The sequence below is a fragment of the Gemmatimonas sp. genome (assembly GCF_021298855.1).
Classification (GTDB): Bacteria; Gemmatimonadota; Gemmatimonadetes; order Gemmatimonadales; family Gemmatimonadaceae; genus Gemmatimonas.
In genome coordinates this window covers 24,438-39,845 of sequence record NZ_JAJTHI010000059.1, presented here as the reverse complement: position 1 = coordinate 39,845, position 15,408 = coordinate 24,438, and the positions used below count along the sequence as shown (strand labels likewise).

The window sequence follows — 15,408 nt, the reverse complement described above, 5'->3', positions numbered from 1 at the left end:
CGTGTTGCGCGACGAGCGCCCGGCCAGCGCTGGCCAGCGGCTGCTGTTCGGCTACACCTGGGCCGGTCGCGATGCGAACGGAGCCGTACCGGCTCCCGACTCGCTGATGGAAGGCAGCGCCTCGCGCCGGCGCATCGGCTTCTCGGTGCTGCCGGAAGCCCGCCTCATCAACATCGGCGGCCCCGATGCGGAAGGGCGGTGGGTGACCGTGGAGCGGAATCTTGCGGCGGATGTGCAGCGCGCCTATCCGGGTATCCCGCTCTCGTCGCTCCGGGTCATCGCCATCACGGTCCAGAGCGACTCGGATGACTCGCGAGGCGAGACCGACGTACTGCTGGAACGTCTCGCCATGCAGCCGCCGGGGTCGTGACGGCCCGCGCTCACCTCAGCGCGTCCCCACCAAGGGGATGACCAGCATGGTCACGCCACCCAGCAGCATCACCAGCGCCGACAGCAGCGCCCACCGCAGGGTGAACCGCTGATGCTCACCGAATTCCACGCCGCACAGCCCGGCCAGCAGAAAGGTGGAGGGCACGAGGGGGCTCAGCAGGTGCACGGGCTGTCCAACGAGGGAGGCCCGGGCCATTTCCGCGGCGGTCAGGCCGTACGCCTCGCCCGCCTTCGCAAGAATGGGAAGCACGCCGAAGTAGAAGGCGTCGTTCGAAATGAAGAAGGTGAACGGGATGCTCAGCACGCCCGTGACCACGGCGAGGTACGGTCCCAGTGCCGGTGGCACCAGCGTGACCACGCTGTTCGCCATGGCATCCACCATCTTCGTACCCGAGAGAATGCCGGTGAACACGCCGGCGGCGAAGATCAGCCCCACCACGGCCAGCGCATTGCCGGCATGACGCGCCAGCAGGGCCTTCTGGTCTTCGAGCGCGGGATAGTTGATGAGCACCGCGACCGCATAGGCCAGCATGAACAGCACCGGCAGCGGCAGCACGCCGGTCATGAGTGCCACCAACAGCGCGACGGTCAGCAGGGCATTCACATACAGACGATCGGGACGTCCGGAGTGCGCCGCATCGCCGGTGCTCCCCGCCCACGCCCCCGCCGCAGCATCGGGGCCGGTTGGCCCTGACGCCGCAGGGAGCGCACCGTCCGCGCCCGTATCGCCTGTCGCCAGCCGTCGGCGTTCGCCCATGCCCAGTTGGTACGCCACGAACAGGGTCCAGACGATCCCCGTGGCCATGACCGGTACCATGGGAATGAAGACGGCATCCACGTCCACTCCCAGGGCACTGGCGGCCCGCGCCGTGGGGCCGCCCCAGGGCAGGATGTTCATGACGCCCGACGCCAGCATCGTCACGCACGCCAGAACGAGTGGCTGCATGCCAAGCGCCCGATACAGCGGCAGCATGGCCGCCGTGGTGATCATGTACGTCGTGGAGCCATCGCCGTCGAGCGAGACCAGCAGCGCCAGTACCGCCGTGCCAACGGCCACCCGCACCGGATCGCCGTGCACGACGGTCACCAGCCGGCGCACGAACGGGGCAAACAGCCCCGCGTCGATCATGACCGCGAAGTAGAGAATGGCGAAGAGCAGCATCACGCCGGTGGGGGCCAGCCGGGTGATCCCCTGCACCATCATCCCCCCCAGCTCCCCGGTGAACCCGGCCAGCCCCCCCACCACGGTGGGCACCAGAATCAGCGCCGTGAGCGGAGAAAGCCGGCGGGTCATGATGAGCGTCATGAAGACAATCACCATGCCGTACGCCCAGACGGTCAGCATACACCCGCCCACGGCCGAGGCGTTCGCGAACTGGAATTGCGGGAAACAGGCATGGCCCAACATGCGACATGGACCGTCGCGCCGCTTCCGGGCTGTTGCGCACCCCGGAGGCGGCTCCTAACGTGCCCCCATGACCGTGGCACGCCTCCTTTGCGCCTTGGGCGTGGCGTCGCTGCTCGCCTCGTGCGCGTCGCCGCCACCACCGCCCGCCCTGCGCATCGGCCTCATCGGCGTCTTCGACGGACCGGCGCGCCATTCGTCGGGAATGCCGGCGCGCCTCGCGGCCCGCATGGCCATCGACGAGATCAACGCCACTGGCGGCGCCCTCATCGATGGCGTGTCGCATCGCCTCATCCTCATCGAGCGGGAAACGCCCAACCGGCCGGATGCCGCGGCCGCGGCGGCTCGCGCCCTCATCACCCTCGACTCGGTCGATGTCCTGGTGGGCCCGCAATTCAGCGCGCTCGCCATTGCCGCCGGCGCGGTGGCCGAGGAATCGCAGGTGCCGCTCGTGGCTCCCATGGCCTCCAGTCCGCAGGTCACCACGGGACGTTCGTACGTCATGCGGCTCACCTTTCTCGACGCCGATCAAGGAGAAGTACTGGCTCGGTACGCCTTCGACTCACTGGGGCGGCGGCGCACGGCCGCCCTCTTCCCGGCCGCAAGTGAGCACGGCCGCGGCATGGTCGAGCGCTACGGACGGACGTTCACGACGCGCGGCGGACGCATGCTGGCGGCGGATACGTACCACATCAACGACACGGGCGACCAGGCAGCACAGATCCAGCGACTCATGCGCGAGGCCCCCGACGCCGTGCTGCTCCCCGACCTTTCGCTAGGCGACTCGTCGCAGGTGCGCCTCTTCCGTGAGGCCGGCTTTCGCGGACCCTTTCTCGGCAGCGACGCCTGGGATGCCATCGCGCTGCGCGGACGCCAGGACATCGACGGCAGCATCATCGTGGGCAACTGGGACGGCCGCAGCGATCGCGAAGGCGTACGCACCTTCCGTGCCCGCTGGAACGCGCGGTATCTGGGTGAGCGCCCACGTGCCACCGGTGCCGCAACCTACGACGCCATTCGGCTCATTGCCCGCGCGGCGGAACGTGCGCGCGCCAGGAGCGGCATGGCCCTCGCCACGGCACTGCGCACCGGTGCCCCCTTCGACGGGGCCTTCGCCAGCTATCGATTCGACGGCTCCGGTGATCCCATCCGCGGCGCCACCCTCCTCGAGATGGACAAGGACTCACTGCTGTTCCGGGGAACGCTCCCGACGCGTCACTGAAGCCGGCGTGGCGGTCTCGGTAGCAACCCAGCGGGCCAGCGCGTGGCGTGCGCGGCAGCGGGCGCTCCACGGATGCGACCGAGGCGATCCGCGATCGGGCGAGTGCCACGCGCGGTATCGTGAAGTCGCTGGACGGCCTGCAGGAACGCCCGATCGCGCGCTGAGCGCACGACCGGGCGTTGTGTGCAACAGCGACGTCGCGCGGTCCGGCGCCGGCTTCAGCGCCCCAGCGCGGTGAGGGCGCGCTGGGCGACCAGACGCCCGGTAGCCTCGGTCGGATGGAACCCGTCCCAGAAGAAGAAGCTCCCCGGCGTGCCGCACAGCGAGGGCGGCGAGACCGACACGCAGGGCGCCGTGATGTTGGTGAAGCCGAAGGACGAAGGATTGGCGAACACCTGCGCCGTGAACGCGCCGAGGTCGACCAGATAGATCGTCAGCCCGGGTGACGCCGCGCGCAGCGACACGAGCTGGGTGCTGAGGGCGCTGTTGAATTGCGCCGACAGCGCGGATGCCGTGGCCGCCGCCTGTGCGCCCAACGCCGTCACCTGCGGGGTACGACCGATATCGGTGCTGTTGAGCAGCAGAATGTGCCTCGCGCCGCCCGTGTACAGCTTGCCTACGATGCTGGCAATGTTGGCGACGGCCCCCGACAGGACGGCGGCGGGCGCCTGCGGGTTGGTGCGGGCAAGCGTGAGGGCGTCGGAAATGTCGTTGCCCACCGTGGCCGCGTTCACCACGAACAGCGTGACGTCACGGCCGGTCGTGTTCCCCGCCTGGAGATAGAGATCCGCCTGCTGGATCATGTTGGGCGCCGCGTTGTTCAGGCCGGCAATGGGCCCGGTGCGCGCTGCGGCGAAGGCGTAATTGGTCCCGCCGCCACGCGCCGGAGCCACGCGGGCGTTGAGCCGGTCTGCCATCTGCTCGACCCACAGCGGCCCGTTGGAAAACCGGGCGTTGGCATACGGAAACGGCGGGCACGACGTGGGCAGGGCGTTGCACGCATTGCCGGTGTCGTCGAGGCTGGCACCGAACACCACCACGGTTCCGAAGAGTGCGGAGTCCGCAGGTGCAGTGCTGCTGTCGCCACAGGAGGCCAGCGTGACCACGGCGGTCGCGGCCAGCAGGTGCCGCAGAACCCGCGGCGCGAAACGGAGAGGAGAGAGTCGGGATGGCATGGGCGGGGGGGCGGCAGACGGGCGTCCAGGCTACGGGCGGAGTGCCGTACGGTTCAGGGCGCGGTGGGTTTCCGCGTCCACCGGTTGGCATCGCGGGTTTCGACCTTGTGCATCATGCGATCGAAGGCAGCATCGAGATCGATCCCCTCGCGGTTCGCCATGCAGATCAGCACGAACAGAATGTCGGCCATCTCCATGGCGAGATCGGCCTCGGCTTCCTCGGACTTCTTCGGCTTCTGGCCAAACCGGTGATTCACCTCGCGCGCAAACTCACCGACTTCCTCGGTGAGTCGGGCGAGATTGGTGAGCGGGTGAAAGTAGCCTTCCTCGAACTGGCTGATCCAGCGGTCCACCCGTGCCTGATACTCAGTCATTGTCATGGCTTCTATGCTAGCGGAGTCGGCGACGTCACAACAGCGCACTCCACGGGGTGCGGCACGGGCGATATCATCCAGCATGCATGCGCTCTCCTGCACGGCCGAGCTCCCTGTGGGCGTAGACCGCGTCTACGACGCGTGGACCTGCGGTTGGGGGCTCTGGTTCGCGCACCCGGACACGGTGCACCTGACGTGCCGAGTTGGTGCGGCCTTCGCGTTCGATGTGGTCGTGCCGGGGGCGGCGGGCGCCCCGGCCCAGCGGTACCCGCACTACGGGCGCTTCCGCACCCTCACCCCGCCCTCCACCGTGCAGTTCACGTGGGTGTCAGGGCCCTCGGGGACCGGCGGTGTGGAAACGCTGGTCACCGTTTCGCTGGAGGCCGTCGATGCCGCCGTGACCCGCTGCACGCTGCGGCACGAGGGGTTCGCGACCGCCGAATCCTGCGACCGGCACGCCAGCGCCTGGTCCGGCATGCTCGCGGCGCAGGCCGAACATCTGCGCCATGTCACCCCCGCGGCGTGGGCGGAGGTGCGTCAACGGTTTGGTGGCCTGCCGGTCAACCGTTCGGTACCGGACAGCACCTTCATCCCTACCCGCAGCTACCCGGATCTGGACGCGGCGGTGCAGTGGCTGGTGGAGCTGTTGGGGTGCACCGAGCGCCTGCGCGTGCCCGGTGAGCGTGTGCAGCTCACGTTGGGCAACGGGGCCGTGGTCCTCGCGGCCTGGGACGCCACCGGCGCGCCGGCCAGTGGAGGACGCCCCCCGGCCACCCTGGTGGTGCGCGTCCCTGACGTGGATGCCGCCTGGCATCGCGCGGTGGGGCTGGGCTTCACACCGCTCACCGCGCCAGCGACCGGCGCCGATGGCGAACGGCAGGCGGTGGTGCGCGATCCCGCCGGACACGCGTGGGCGTTGTCGCAGTCCATGGCCGACGTCGACCCGGCCGCGTGGGGCGGCCACCTGGCGCGCTGAGAACCGGCACACCGGGTCCCGGCACACCGAGAACCGGCACACCGGGTCCCGGCACACCGGGTCCCGGCACACCGCGCCGATCCGCTTACACTTCCCGGTATGACTTCGCCCGCTCGTATCCTCGTGGTTGCCGCCACCAGCCATGAACTGGCACCACCTGGCGATTGGATTGGCGCGCTCTGCGGCGTGGGACCGGTGGAAGCCGCCGTGCGCACCGCGCGCGCCATCACCGAGCATCGCCCCGATGTGCTGCTGCACGTGGGCATTGCCGGCGCCCGGCGGCGCTGGGGCTGCGCGCCCGGCACGCTCGTGGTGGGGGAGCGGTCGCGCTACTGCGATCTGGGGGACCTCCCCGCCGAGTGGGCGCCGCGCGACCTCACCCCCTCGGCAGCGTTGCTGCAACTCGTTCGAGACCAGCTCCCGCACGCCCGATGCACGTGCATTGGCACGAGCGGCCGCGTGGGGGGCACCAGCGACTGCGACGTCGAGGCGATGGAAGGCTTCGCCGTCCTGCGGGCCGCACAACTCGCCGGGGTGCCCGCCATCGAGGTGCGAGCCATCTCGAATGACATCGAGGAGCCCGATCGGACGCGCTGGCAGTTCGGCGTTGCCCTCGCCGCCATCGTGGACATCACCCCGCCGCTCGTGGCCGCCCTGCGAACCACACGGCCGCACCATGCGTGAGCTGACCTTCGGATTCTCGCCCTGCCCCAACGACACGTTCGCCTTTCACGCGCTCGTGCACGGGCTGGTGAACGCGCCGGTGCGCATCCGGCCGGTGCTGCTCGACATCGAGGAGCTCAACCGGCGCGCCCATGCGGGGGCCTTCGATCTCACGAAGCTGAGCGTCGGCGCTTTCGCGGCGGTCGGCGCCCGCTATACGCTGCTCCGCAGCGGGGCCGCGCTGGGCATGGGCGTGGGGCCGCTTGTGGTGGCACGCGAGGCACAGTCGCTGGCTCAGGCCGCCCGCGGCCGACTGGCCATCCCGGGACGCGAGACCACGGCGTATCGCCTGCTGCGCCTCGCCGCCCCCGAACTGAGCGAGGTCGTCGAGCTGCGCTACGATCGCATCCTCCGCGCCGTGACCGACGGGGAGGTGGATGCGGGCCTCATCATTCACGAAAGCCGGTTCACCTATGCCGCGCACGGCCTGGTACAGGTGGTCGATTTGGGCGACTGGTGGGAGCAGACCACGGGGCTCCCGGTGCCGCTGGCGGGGATCTGCGCCCACCGTGATCTGGACGCCGCGCTGCGCGTCGACCTCGAGCGCGCCATTCGCGATTCCGTGCAGTACGCCTTCGATCATCCCGAGGCCAGCCGCGACTATGTGGGCGCACACGCGCAGGAAATGTCACGCGAGGTGTGTGCGCAGCATATCGCGCTCTACGTGAACGCCCACAGTCTCGACATCGGCGACGAGGGGCTGGCCGCCATGCAGCGCCTCGCGGGCGGGGCCGGTCAGTGGTATGGGTATACCGCGTAGAACAGCAGGGACATGGCCGCCAACCACCACATGGCGGCCGGCACCTCCGTCGCGCGCCCCGTGCCAACCTTGAGGACCGGATACGCCAGCAGGCCGGCCGTCATCCCCACGCCAATGTTGTACGTGAAGGCCATGAGCACGATCGTGAGGAAGGCCGGCACCCACTCGGTGTAGTCGGCAAAGTCGAGCGCGGCCATGGCACCCAGCATGAGCACGCCCATGGAGGCGATCGCCACGCCGGTGGCGTGCGCGGGAATGGCGGTGAACAGCGGCGCAAAGAACAGCGACGCGAGAAAGAGCACGGCCACCACGATGGCCGTGACCCCGGTACGCCCACCGGCCTCGATGCCCACCGCCGACTCCACGAATGCGCCGCAGGTGGTGGTGCCGAACACCGGCGCCGCCATGTTCACCACGGCATCGGCGAGCATGGGCTTCTCCATGTCGGGGAGATTGCCCGAGGCATCGAGCAGCCCCGCACGCGCGCCCAGGCCAATGAGGGTGCCAATGGTATCCACGAAGGCCATCACGAAGACGATCACCACCACGGGGAGCGCCTTGAGCGTCAGCGCGCCCGCAATGTCGAGCTGCCCGAAGAGCGGCGCGAGCGACGGCGGCGCGCTCGCTACCCCCGCTGGGAGCGGCGTGATGCCTGCACCGAAGGAAAGGACCGACGTGATGATGATGCCCAGCAGCAGTGCACTGCGATGCTTCCGGGCCAGCAGCACGGCAGTGGCGAAGAACCCGCCAATGGCCACCAGCGTGGTCGCGCGATTGAGCGCCCCCAGCGCCACCGGCGAGCCCGGAACCCCCAGCTGCACCACACCCATCGCATTGAGGCCAATGAAGGTGAGGAACAACCCGATCCCCACCGTGAAGCTGTGCTTGAGATTGGCCGGAATGCCGGCGGCGAGCCAGCGGCGCACGCCCAGCAGGGTGAGCAGCGTGAAGAGCACGCCGGCCAGGAAGATCGCGCCCAGCGCCGTCTGCCAGGGGAACCCCAATCCCTTGACCACGGTGAACACGATGAAGGCGTTCTCGCCCATGTAGGGCGCGATGGCGAACGGGCGCCGTGCGTACACCCCCATGATCAGGGTGCCGAAGGCGGCCGAGAGAATCGTGGCCGTGATGGACGCCTCACGCGGCAGGCCGGCGGCCTCGAGGATGGCCGGGTTCACCACGATGATGTACGCCATCGTGAGAAACGTGGCCACACCGGCCATGATCTCGGTGCGCCAGGTGGTCCCGTGCGTCGCGAAGCCGAAGTACCGCTTCACCGATCGCGCGCCCTGGCGAAGGCCTCGCGCGGCAGTGCGTCGAGGAACGCCATGACCACCGCCGCCGAATTCTCGGAGGCCAGCCGGCCAAAGATGCGCGCCTCGTTGGGTGCCTCGTTGCCGCCGGCGAGATCCGAGAGTGAGCGGAAGGCGATGAACGGTACCCGGTTTTCATACGCCACCACCGCCACCGCCGACGATTCCATGTCGAGCGCATCGGCGCGGAAGGTGCGCCATACCCACTCGCGGTACGCCGCATTGTCCACGAAGGTGGGGCCGCTCACCCCGTTGCCGCCCACCACCAGCTTCGGGGTGTGATCGAGACAGCGATCGGCCTGCACGCAGCGCTTGAGGGTGAAGCGACCGGCAATGGTGCGCGCAATGCCAAGCGCCAGTGAGTCCACCGGGAACCAGAAGCGTCGCTCCAGCGAGTCCGGCGGCGCGTGGCGCGCAGTCACGGACGTGCCCTGCGGGAACATCATCCCGTAGCCGCCGAACGCGGTCGTCGTCCGCGACGGAACGAATCCCTGCGGCGTTTCGCGCGCGAAGAGCTGTTCCTGGTAGTTCCCCCACTGCGCGGGCACGGTCACATCCCCCACGTTGAGCCCGGGGTTCACGCCGCCGGCGATGCCGCTGAACACGATGGCGCGCACCGGAACCCGGTCGAGCAGCGCCTGCGTGGTCATGGCGGCGTTCACCATGCTGAAGCCGCTCAGCAGCAGCACCACGTCGTGCCCGCGCAGCCGCCCGAAGTGGTAACTGCGATTGTTCACCACCTCGGTACGGGTAATCGCCGTGGCGGCGCGTAACGCCTGCCACTCGGCATCGAACGCCGACATGATCGCCACGCGCGGGGTCGTATCGCGTACCGCGGCCACGGGCGACGATGACGCCGACGACACGGACGAGGCCGGGGGCGCCGGGGACGGCGCCGTGCGGGGTGTGCACGCCGCAGTGGTGGCGGCAACGACGATGGCGAGCCGCCACGCCGGACGGCGCCGGCCTGGCCAAAGGGTCGGTTTCCAGAGCATGTGGGAATGAACATCGCATTGCGCCGCCAGCCACCCCCGGAGCGACGGGAGGAGCGCGGAACGCACGGTACAACCTCTTGCGCAGACAATTGATCCGGGTATAAACTCTACTTATACCCGGACAAAACCAACCCATTCATCCATGACACATACCCTCTTCGACGGGCATCGACGGCTCGCGGCCGGTTCGCTTCCGGACATGGCCGTGGCTCTGCTGGAGGCAAGCCGCAGCGGGTCGAAGTGGCTGCTGCTCTTCGAGAACGCAACCGGGCGGCAGGTGGACATCGACACGCGGGGCTCACCGGCGGAAGTGGCCGCGCGCTACGCGGCAGCCGAGTCGGCCCCAGCAACGCCTCGGGGTCCGGGGCGCCCGCGCCTCGGTGTCGTCCCGCGGGAGGTCACGCTGCTGCCACACCAGTGGGAGTGGTTGGGCGCGCAACCGGGTGGAACATCCGTCACGCTGCGCAAGATCGTCGAGCATGCCCGCAAGGCGGGCGCGGCCGATGAGCACACGCGCAACGCGCGGGAGGCGGCGTATCACTTCCTGCACGCCATGGCTGGCCATCTGCCCGAATACGAGGAGGTGACCCGCGCGCTTTTTGCCGGTGACCTCGATCGCATGGATGCCCACATGGCCGCGTGGCCTGCCGACGTGCGCGAGCACGCGCGGCAGTTGGCGCGCGCCTGACGCGCTGCTCAGCGATTCGCGGCGACGATCTCCAGCATCTCCGCAACGTTAGTCAGCTTCACGCGCGGGCGTCCCGCCGCCGCGCCACGCGCCTGTTCCGCCTTGTCGAGTGTCTGCCAGTCGCTCCAGCTGGTGACCCGGACCCCCCGCTCGGCCAGCAGCGCGTCGATCGACGGCAGATCATCGCGCAAGGCGGGGATGTCGCCGGCGGCCACGTCGGCCAGCAGCTGCGTCACCGTGTCGGTGGCGCACAGCTTGTTGGTGCCGATGATCCCCTGGGGGCCACGCTTGATCCACCCGGCCACGTAGAGCCCGGGCACCACGGCCTGGCTCCCCGCCGCCGCTACCACATGCCCCTTCACGTTCGGCACCACACCGGCACGGTCGTCAAATGGTACCCCCGGCAAGGCCTTGCCGCGGTACCCCACCGACCGGAAGACCAGCCCCACCGGCAGCTCACGCGTGTCGTCGGTCGCCACCGCCCGCACGCCGCCGCGTCCGTCGGACTCCAGTCGGTTGCGCACGATCGTCATGCCCTCCACCCGCGTGCTGCCGTGCAGGGCCACGGGTGAGGCGTTGAAGTGCAGCACCACACGCCGCGCCGCGCCGGTGAGCGGGCGCGCCGCCCATTCGCGCAACACGTCGAGGTTCTTCGCCGGATTGCGATCCTCCATGGCGGCGAGCTCCGCTTCGCTGGCCGCGTCGAGCTCCAGGTCGCGCGGATCCACGACCACATCCACCCCCTCGAGTTCGCCGAGCTCGCGCAGCTCGGGCGTCGTGCAGGCTGCCTGCACCGGCCCGCGGCGGGCGATGAGGTGAATGGTGGCCACCTGGGAGCTGGCAAGCGCCTGCAGGGCATGGTCGGCCAGGTCGGTCGCGGCCAACGCCTGCGGTGGCTTGGCGAGAATGCGCGCCACATCCATGGCCACGTTCCCGATCCCCACCACCGCCACGTCGCGCTGCGTCAGGTCGAAGGTGGCGCCCGCGTAGTCGGGGTGTCCGTTGTACCACGCCACGAACTCGGTGGCCGCGTGGCTTCCCGCCAGCGACTCGCCGGGAATGCCCAGCATGCGATCGGTCTCGGCCCCGTAGCAGAGAATGAGCGCGTGGTACCGGGCGCGCAGCTCGTCCACCGTGACATCCTCGCCCACGCGGACATGGCCCAGATACCGGAATCCGGGCTGCGTGGCGATGCGATCGAACACGCGGGTAACCGACTTGATCTTGGGATGATCGGGAGCAACGCCACCGCGCACGAGACCAAACGGCGTGGGGAGCCGATCGATCAGGTCGATCGCGATGCCGGGCGCCGCCTTCTGCAGCGATTCGGCGGCATAGAAACCGGCCGGGCCCGACCCGACGATCGCGACCCGCATGGACGATGGAGAAATGGACATGGCGCGGAAGATAATCGGGCCGTCACGCGACAGCGCTCGCCTTCCGGCCGGCGCGGGGAGGCACGGGCTATCTTTTTCGCATGATTCGCCTGGAGAGCGTCAACATCGGCACGCTGGCTCCGCTCTCCGCGAGCGCGAGCCGGCGTACCGGCATTCACAAACACCCCGTGGGAGGCCCCGTGCTGTGCGATGCCATGGGGCTGGTGGGCGACGCCGTCGGCAACGCCAAGCACCACGGGGGCCGCGATCAGGCCCTGTATGTGTACAGCGCCCACGACTACGCGTGGTGGACGACCACTCTTGGCCGGCCCTGCGGCCCGGGACTCTTCGGCGACAACCTCACCATCGACCGGTGGTGGCCGTCGCCCCGCGTGGGCGACCGCGTCCAGTTCGGCGACGTGCTGCTGGAGCTCACGGCGCCGCGCATTCCGTGCGCCACGCTCGCCGGGCGCATGGGCGTGCCCACGTTCGTCAAGCAGTTCGCCGACGCCGCGCGCCCGGGGGCCTACGCGCGCGTGGTGCAGCCAGGAGCGATCGAGGCCGGTGTGTCGGGCATCGTGACTCGTAGCGACGAGCGCTGGCCCACCATCGACGCGTTGTTCGGGATCTGGTATCAGACGCCACGTACGCCGGCCGTGCTCATCGACGCGCTGCGGGCTCCGGTTGCCGAGCGGGTGCGCGAGCGGTTCCTGGGGTGGGTGCATTCGGGGCGCTGACACGGCGAGGGCCCGGTCCGCGCGCAACGCGCTCCGTGCTACGCCGCCATCCACACCGCCGCGGCTCCCACCAGCGCCACGAGCAGCAGGCCGGGGCCCGCAAAGCGCCACCAGCGTGCCACACTCACCCCGGCGGCGGCCAGCATGGCCAGCACCGCACCGTTGGTCGGCACCAGCGCATCGGCGAGGCCGGCACCGGTCTGGAACGCCAGCACCGCCGCGTCGCGCCCTGCCCCCACCAGCTCGGCCAGCGGGGCCATGATGGGCATGGTGAGCGTGGCCTGCCCGCTCACCGACGGCACCACCACGTGCATGAGCGCCTGCACCGGAATCATGAGCAGCGGCGCCACCACGGGGGGCGCCACCTGCAGCGGCAGCGACAGCCCGTGAATGATGGTGTCCAGCACGTGCCCGTCGGCGAGCACCAACCCGATCGCACGCGCCGTCCCCACGTAGATGGTGGCGGGGAGCATGGCCTTCATGCCGGCAATGAGCTCCTCCGTGCAGGCGGCCAGCGAAAACCCGGCGGTGAGACCAATGGCGTAGCTGGCCACCAGAAACAGCGCCGACAGTTCGTGAAAGCCCCACTCCCATTGCAGCACGCCGTACACGTACGGCGCGAAGGGCACGACGGCCAGCAGCAGCAGGAGCAGATCCCGTCGCTCGATCGGCACGGCGCCGCCGGACAGGGTGGCGGTGGGTGAAACCGAGGGCGTGCTCGAGGAGGCCGCGGCGCGCGCCACATCGCGCGCTTCGCGCGCCGCGCCGTAGACCACCCAGCCGCACCACACCGTGACTGCCAGCACGAAGGCCACCGTGCGCAGCACCGGTTGACTGAACGGGGGCAGTTCCGCGAAGCGGAGCGCGATCCCCGTTTGGAAGGGATTCGTGGGGCCGAACGCCGACCCCACGGCGGCACCACCTACACTCACCGACAGCGCGGTGAGCGGACCGAAGCCCAGCCCGCGCGACAGCACCAGCAGCGTGGGGATGAGCGCCACGATCTCTTCCTGCATGTTCTCGAGGGCGCCGAAGGTGGCGAAAGCCAGGGTCACGCCCACCAGCACCACCTGAGGACGGCGGCTGCGCTGCACCACGACCTCCACCAGACGCCCAAGGGCGCCGGTGCGCTCCAGCATGGCGAAGGCCGCCCCCACGAACAGAATGGTGATGAGCACGTCGGCACCGGCCGCCATGCCGCGCGGCACCGCCAGGAGCGTCTGGAACGCCCCCACGGGTGTGGCCGCGATGGTGCCGTAGGTGCCCGGAATGACCAGCTCCCGGCCGCTCGCCGCGTCGGCACGACGCTCGAAGCTGCCCGCGGGGAGGAGCCACGTGCACAAGGCGGCGGCCACCACGCCCCCCAGCAGCAGGAGCAGGGGGTGCGGCAGTCGGATTCGAAAGGGGGCGCGCATCGCCCAACTTGCCACCTCCCCGCGAGACCGCAAGCTTGGATCATGCCGCTCGCCTTTCCGTTCGACCCCGACATTGCGCGCGCCGCCACGCTGCCGGCGCGCCTGTATCACGACCCGGTCTATCTCGAGCTCGAGATGGAGCGCGTCTTCGCCCACAGCTGGCAGCTGGTGGGCCGGATGGAACAGGTCATGGAGCCGGGGCAGTACTTCACCGCCGACGTGGGGGCCAACAGTGTCGTCGTCGTCCGCGATGGCGGGCAGCTGCGGGCGTTCTACAACGTGTGCCTGCATCGCGCCGGCCCGGTGGCCACGGGGTGCGGCAAGCGCCACACGCTGCAGTGCCGCTATCACGGCTGGACCTACGGCCTCGATGGGGCCCTGCAGCGCACCCCCGGCATGGAAGGCACGTCGCAGTTCCGGCCGGAGGAGATGCGTCTGGTGCCGGTCGCCGTGACCACCTGGGGGCCGCTCGTGTTCGTCAATCTCGACGGCAAGGCGCCGCCGCTCGCCGAGGTGCTCGAAGATCTGCCCGCTCGCGTGGCGCCGTTCCACTGCGAACGCATGCGCTTCGTCACGTCGCGCAGCTGGGAGATCGCGTGCAACTGGAAGGTGTACGTGGACAACTACCTCGAAGGGTACCACGTACCGGTGGTGCATCCGGGGCTCAACAAGGAGCTCGACATGGATCGCTACCGGGTGGAGCCGCACCGCTGGTATTCGCTGCAGCATGCGCCGCTGCGCCCCGTGCATGGCGGCAACCCCGACCGCCAGTACGATCCCGCCACCACCGACGTCCCCGAAGCGGTCTATGCGTGGCTCTTTCCCAACACCATGCTCAACGTGTATCTGGGACAGATGCAGACCAACGTGGTGATCCCGCTCGGCCCAGACCGCTGCCGCGTGGTGTTCGACTGGTACGCGGTGGATCCCCCGGCCGATGCCGCCACCGACCCGGCCTGGCTCAAGCTCATGGCCTTCAGTACGGAAGTGCAGGACGAGGACATCGCCATCTGCGAGGTCGTGCAGCGCAACCTGCGCTCACGGATCTACGACCGCGGCCGTTACTCCGCCGAACACGAGACGGGGGTGCATCACTTTCACTCGCTCCTGCACGAGGCCATGACCTAACGCTGGCGCTTCCAGAGCCGTATTCTCTGTGGTACCAGCCCAATCATCCGCCCGCCGATGTGCAGTCGGCATACCTCCGGAGCCCTCATGACGGCCCGTCGCATTTCCTCACTGGTCGCACTCCTCGTTGCGACTGGATTCGCTTCCCCGGTATCCGCCCAGCACGGCATGGATCACAGCATGCACCGCATGGGGCCGGAAATCGTCATCCCCAAGGGGGCGCTGTACACCAAGGCCGATGTGGAATTCATGCAGATGATGATCGCGCATCATGCGCAGGCGATCGTCATGGCCAAACTGGCCGAATCGAACAGCACGAACGCACAGCTGCTCAAGCTGTCGCGCAAGATCGACCAGTCGCAGATGCCCGAAATCCAGATCATGCAGGACTGGCTGCGCCGCTATAACCAGTTCGCCCCCGATACCGCGTCGTGGCACGACGTGCGCATGGAAGGCATGCTCACCGACCAAGAGTTGGCCGAGATGAACAAGGCGCGCGGTGTGCAGTTCGACCGCCTGTTTCTCGTCGGCATGATCAAGCACCACGCCGGCGCCATCAAGATGGTGGACGAGCTCTTCAAGTCGCCCGGCGCCGGTCAGGAAGTGGATGCCAACGTGTTCGCCAACGATGTCGTCGCAGCGCAGACCGCCGAGATCGGCATCATGAAGCGCCTGCTCGCCCAGTTGCCCAAGCTGTAACCCGCACAATCCGGGTCGTGGTGCGCCGGGCC

16 protein-coding genes are annotated in these 15,408 nt (G+C 69.2%); 9 read left to right on the top strand and 7 right to left on the bottom strand.

Annotated features, from left to right (window positions below; all coding sequences use genetic code 11):
• Positions 1-370, top strand: a 370-nt coding sequence (locus LW840_RS15145; RefSeq protein WP_291277287.1) for a DUF3047 domain-containing protein, incomplete at its 5' end; no start/stop codon positions are given.
• A 15-nt stretch (positions 371-385) separates the two neighbouring features.
• Here the strand turns inward: LW840_RS15145 and LW840_RS15140 are convergent.
• A complete protein-coding gene (locus tag LW840_RS15140) occupies positions 386-1,735 on the bottom strand; it encodes a citrate:proton symporter (protein ID WP_291261334.1) in 1,350 nt (449 codons plus the stop codon).
• Positions 1,736-1,865: 130 nt separating this feature from the next.
• Here LW840_RS15140 and LW840_RS15135 point away from each other — a divergent pair, with 130 nt between their 5' ends.
• Entirely contained in the window at positions 1,866-3,017 is a 1,152-nt protein-coding gene (locus LW840_RS15135; protein WP_291277286.1) for an ABC transporter substrate-binding protein, read from the top strand.
• Positions 3,018-3,235: 218 nt separating this feature from the next.
• Here LW840_RS15135 and LW840_RS15130 read toward each other — a convergent pair whose 3' ends face one another.
• The gene (locus LW840_RS15130) at positions 3,236-4,192 is read right to left on the bottom strand and encodes an SGNH/GDSL hydrolase family protein (protein ID WP_291261336.1); all 957 of its coding nucleotides are present in this window, start codon (positions 4,190-4,192) and stop codon (positions 3,236-3,238) included.
• Between the two features lie 53 nt (positions 4,193-4,245).
• The gene (locus LW840_RS15125; RefSeq protein ID WP_291261337.1) at positions 4,246-4,572 is read right to left on the bottom strand and encodes a nucleotide pyrophosphohydrolase; all 327 of its coding nucleotides are present in this window, start codon (positions 4,570-4,572) and stop codon (positions 4,246-4,248) included.
• Between the two features lie 76 nt (positions 4,573-4,648).
• Between LW840_RS15125 and LW840_RS15120 the strand changes: the two genes are divergently transcribed.
• From LW840_RS15120 to LW840_RS15110, 3 genes are all read left to right on the top strand, one after another.
• Positions 4,649-5,542, top strand: coding sequence for an SRPBCC domain-containing protein (locus LW840_RS15120; RefSeq protein WP_291267225.1), 894 nt, complete (start codon positions 4,649-4,651; stop codon positions 5,540-5,542).
• A 99-nt stretch (positions 5,543-5,641) separates the two neighbouring features.
• Positions 5,642-6,226, top strand: a complete 585-nt coding sequence (locus tag LW840_RS15115; RefSeq protein WP_291261339.1) for a hypothetical protein — start codon at positions 5,642-5,644, stop codon at positions 6,224-6,226.
• Entirely contained in the window at positions 6,219-7,025 is an 807-nt protein-coding gene (locus tag LW840_RS15110; RefSeq protein WP_291277285.1) for a 1,4-dihydroxy-6-naphthoate synthase, read from the top strand. The genes LW840_RS15115 and LW840_RS15110 overlap by 8 nt, the downstream gene beginning before the upstream one ends.
• Here the strand turns inward: LW840_RS15110 and LW840_RS15105 are convergent.
• Positions 7,001-8,302 (bottom strand): NCS2 family permease, encoded by a 1,302-nt coding sequence (locus tag LW840_RS15105; protein WP_291267223.1) that lies wholly within the window; start codon positions 8,300-8,302, stop codon positions 7,001-7,003. The genes LW840_RS15110 and LW840_RS15105 overlap by 25 nt on opposite strands.
• Positions 8,299-9,180, bottom strand: coding sequence for a 5'-methylthioadenosine/S-adenosylhomocysteine nucleosidase (locus LW840_RS15100; protein WP_291273593.1), 882 nt, complete (start codon positions 9,178-9,180; stop codon positions 8,299-8,301). The genes LW840_RS15105 and LW840_RS15100 overlap by 4 nt, the downstream gene beginning before the upstream one ends.
• 295 nt (positions 9,181-9,475) lie before the next feature.
• On the opposite strand from LW840_RS15100, the gene LW840_RS15095 reads away from it, so the two are divergent.
• A complete protein-coding gene (locus tag LW840_RS15095) occupies positions 9,476-10,021 on the top strand; it encodes a DUF2239 family protein (RefSeq protein WP_291261343.1) in 546 nt (181 codons plus the stop codon).
• An 8-nt stretch (positions 10,022-10,029) separates the two neighbouring features.
• On the opposite strand, the gene LW840_RS15090 is transcribed toward LW840_RS15095, so the two are convergent.
• On the bottom strand, positions 10,030-11,418 hold the full coding sequence (locus tag LW840_RS15090; protein WP_291277284.1) for an FAD-dependent oxidoreductase: 1,389 nt from the start codon (positions 11,416-11,418) through the stop codon (positions 10,030-10,032).
• Positions 11,419-11,498: 80 nt separating this feature from the next.
• On the opposite strand from LW840_RS15090, the gene LW840_RS15085 reads away from it, so the two are divergent.
• Positions 11,499-12,134, top strand: coding sequence for an MOSC domain-containing protein (locus LW840_RS15085; protein ID WP_291261345.1), 636 nt, complete (start codon positions 11,499-11,501; stop codon positions 12,132-12,134).
• A 38-nt stretch (positions 12,135-12,172) separates the two neighbouring features.
• Here LW840_RS15085 and LW840_RS15080 read toward each other — a convergent pair whose 3' ends face one another.
• Positions 12,173-13,549, bottom strand: a complete 1,377-nt coding sequence (locus LW840_RS15080; RefSeq protein ID WP_291267219.1) for a Na+/H+ antiporter NhaC family protein — start codon at positions 13,547-13,549, stop codon at positions 12,173-12,175.
• A 42-nt stretch (positions 13,550-13,591) separates the two neighbouring features.
• Between LW840_RS15080 and LW840_RS15075 the strand changes: the two genes are divergently transcribed.
• Both LW840_RS15075 and LW840_RS15070 read left to right on the top strand, forming a co-directional pair.
• Positions 13,592-14,677 (top strand): SRPBCC family protein, encoded by a 1,086-nt coding sequence (locus LW840_RS15075; RefSeq protein ID WP_291268946.1) that lies wholly within the window; start codon positions 13,592-13,594, stop codon positions 14,675-14,677.
• A gap of 168 nt (positions 14,678-14,845) precedes the next feature.
• A complete protein-coding gene (locus LW840_RS15070; RefSeq protein ID WP_291277283.1) occupies positions 14,846-15,376 on the top strand; it encodes a DUF305 domain-containing protein in 531 nt (176 codons plus the stop codon).
• Positions 15,377-15,408 lie beyond the last annotated feature (32 nt).

Bases quoted from the DNA above. Each gene is read 5' to 3' on its own strand.
- LW840_RS15090 (WP_291277284.1), bottom strand. From the start codon at position 11,418: ATGTCCATTTCTCCATCGTCCATGCGGGTCGCGATCGTCGGGTCGGGC.
- LW840_RS15070 (WP_291277283.1), top strand. From the start codon at position 14,846: ATGGATCACAGCATGCACCGCATGGGGCCGGAAATCGTCATCCCCAAG.
- LW840_RS15140 (WP_291261334.1), bottom strand. From the start codon at position 1,735: ATGCTGACCGTCTGGGCGTACGGCATGGTGATTGTCTTCATGACGCTC.
- LW840_RS15075 (WP_291268946.1), top strand. From the start codon at position 13,592: ATGCCGCTCGCCTTTCCGTTCGACCCCGACATTGCGCGCGCCGCCACG.
- LW840_RS15080 (WP_291267219.1), bottom strand. From the start codon at position 13,549: ATGCGCGCCCCCTTTCGAATCCGACTGCCGCACCCCCTGCTCCTGCTG.
- LW840_RS15130 (WP_291261336.1), bottom strand. From the start codon at position 4,192: ATGCCATCCCGACTCTCTCCTCTCCGTTTCGCGCCGCGGGTTCTGCGG.
- LW840_RS15120 (WP_291267225.1), top strand. From the start codon at position 4,649: ATGCATGCGCTCTCCTGCACGGCCGAGCTCCCTGTGGGCGTAGACCGC.
- LW840_RS15125 (WP_291261337.1), bottom strand. From the start codon at position 4,572: ATGACAATGACTGAGTATCAGGCACGGGTGGACCGCTGGATCAGCCAG.
- LW840_RS15085 (WP_291261345.1), top strand. From the start codon at position 11,499: ATGATTCGCCTGGAGAGCGTCAACATCGGCACGCTGGCTCCGCTCTCC.
- LW840_RS15110 (WP_291277285.1), top strand. From the start codon at position 6,219: ATGCGTGAGCTGACCTTCGGATTCTCGCCCTGCCCCAACGACACGTTC.
- LW840_RS15115 (WP_291261339.1), top strand. From the start codon at position 5,642: ATGACTTCGCCCGCTCGTATCCTCGTGGTTGCCGCCACCAGCCATGAA.
- LW840_RS15095 (WP_291261343.1), top strand. From the start codon at position 9,476: ATGACACATACCCTCTTCGACGGGCATCGACGGCTCGCGGCCGGTTCG.
- LW840_RS15135 (WP_291277286.1), top strand. From the start codon at position 1,866: ATGACCGTGGCACGCCTCCTTTGCGCCTTGGGCGTGGCGTCGCTGCTC.